The organism is Mesobacillus sp., from assembly GCF_047739415.1.
Taxonomy (GTDB): domain Bacteria; phylum Bacillota; class Bacilli; order Bacillales; family Cytobacillaceae; genus Mesobacillus.
Genome location: NZ_JBIQOE010000118.1, coordinates 1 through 2,436, shown reverse-complemented (window position 1 = coordinate 2,436; position 2,436 = coordinate 1). Strand labels below are relative to the sequence as shown.

Annotated in this window: 1 protein-coding gene; it reads left to right on the top strand. The window is 37.5% G+C overall.

Features of this window, described 5'->3' with window-relative positions:
- Nucleotides 1-1,038: 1,038 nt before the first annotated feature.
- A partial coding sequence (gene ltrA, locus ACH0QE_RS09580) for a group II intron reverse transcriptase/maturase (RefSeq protein ID WP_415800474.1) occupies nt 1,039-2,436 on the top strand: 1,398 nt, incomplete at its 3' end.

Sequence of the window (2,436 nt, the reverse complement as noted above, 5' to 3'; positions counted from 1 at the left end):
GAAGGTTTATGAAAAAATAATATATTAAACTCGTGCTAAAACAATACTGCATTCCGGATTTTTGTGAAAAATTACATTTATTGTAGGTTTTCAAAATTGATTGGAAATTTGTCAAAATTAATTGGAAAAATTGTCACTATTCTTTGGAAAGCTGGTTAGTCCTTTGAGATAATTATCTCGAAGGACTTTTTATTTTCCAAGGTTGTGAAGCATTACACTTACACTAACGGAGCAGGTTAGCTGTGCGAAATGTTTCTGGCTTAAATTGAGATTGGCCACAATCATCAGGTAAAGGTCAGGCAGTTCCTTACGGAACTGAAGGGTTATATCGAAGAATCAAATGATGGGGTAACGCCTTGAAGGGTTCTCTCTGAATCGAATAGCACTTGATTTAGTAAGAATGATAGTGTTATAAGCTCGGTGAAAAGGCGTGAGAATTTACCGTAACAGGTTAAGCTGACGAAAGCCTACCCGATGGGGTGGTGTAAATCATGATGCTTGAGTTGATTGAATATGGTGAGAATGCGAATAAACCTACAATAAAAGGTTAAGCTGGCGAACTTCTGGATGTACGGGTCTAGAACTGCGATACATAGAAATGTGTATATCACCAAATTGTGAGGTTAGCTGTGGGTGAGTAAGAATAACTAATATGAAAATCCATGATACGTTACAGGCGTATGACGGTTAACAGGCTTAAAGGAAGCACCTAAGTTCATTCTATAATAGATATAATTCAACGTTGTAAGCTGATAACGTGGAGGACTTACTTCTTATGAAGCGTTGGCATGGAAAGTAGTAATGACATTAGTTACTGCACAACTTGCCTTTATGTCAGTGAAAGTGGTGGCACAGTACCAACGAAAGGTCTAATCAGCCTGGAGGGATAGCCACTAGACTAATTAAGATTTATTCAACCAAGTAAGGCAGTTCTTTATCGGTTAATAAGGTTCTTGTGAGACTAAAAGAGGTTTAACTCCGAAAGGAGTCACCGACTTATTGAAACGGAAGAAACTGAGGCAAAGTGAATATTATAGTATGCAAGAGTGTTTTGACAGGCTATATGCTCAAAGTGTCGGTGGTCAGCACTTCTATGATTTAACAGGGTTAATGAGTTCAAAAGATAATATACGACTTGCCTACCGAAACATCAAAAGAAATACAGGCAGCAAAACTGCGGGAACAGATAAACTGACAATTAATGATATTCTGCACTTAAAAGTGGACGATGTAATAGCAAAGGTCCAAGCCATGTTCAAATGGTATGAACCACAATCGGTAAGACGCGTGTTCATTCCAAAAGGAAAAGGAAAAACCAGACCTTTGGGGATCCCCACGATTTGGGATAGAATCTTTCAACAATGCATACTTCAAATTTTAGAGCCTATTTGCGAGGCAAGATTCCATAAACATAGTTATGGGTTCAGACCAAACCGCAGCACTCATCATGCCAAAGCCAGGCTTGAATTTCTTATTAATCAGTCTGGACTTCATCATTGTGTGGATGTTGATATAAAAGGTTTCTTTGATAATGTTAATCACAGCAAACTTTTGAAACAAATGTGGTCACTGGGTATAAGGGATAAAGTGCTTCTATCTATTATTTCTAGGCTTATAAAAGCTGAGATTGAAGGAGAAGGAGTTCCAACAAAAGGTACTCCGCAAGGAGGTATCTTATCGCCTTTACTTTCAAATATTGTATTGAATGAATTGGATTGGTGGATAAGTGACCAATGGGAAACGTTTGAGAGTAGATATACTTACTCTACAAATGGAAGTAAATATCAACATCTAAAGAAAACAACTCTGAAAGAGTGCTTCATCGTTCGCTATGCGGATGATTTCAAGGTTATGTGCCGAACTAGGTCACACGCTATAAAAATGAATTACGCATTGAAAGACTTCTTGAGAAAAAGACTTCATTTGGAAACAAGTGAGGAGAAATCGAAGGTTATTAATCTAAAGAAAAACTCTTCCGAGTTCCTTGGATTTTCAATGAAAGTTGTAAGGAAAGGAAAAACAAGATTTGGCTATGTAGCAAGGTCCGATATGTCAAAAAAGGCCAAAGAGAACGCCATTCAAAAGATTAAGGAAGCTATAAAAGTAGTCAAGAAAAAGCCTTGCATTCAGACGGTTTGGAATTTCAACACTGTTGTTATGGGAATTCAAAACTATTACTCTGTCGCTACTAACATCACTATCAATCTGAATGAGTTAAACGCTCATCTACGCAGAACGTTATATAATCAATTAAGGAACATTAGAACCGAGGCAAGTTTCCATGAGATGACTAAAACCTTACAGAAAAGATACAAGGGATATAAGGCAAAGTTGTATATGATACAAAAGATGGTCTTTGTCCCAATCCACGCACAACGGTGGAAAAAGACACTTGGATTCTCCCAGGTAATATGTAACTTTACTGCCGAAGGTAGA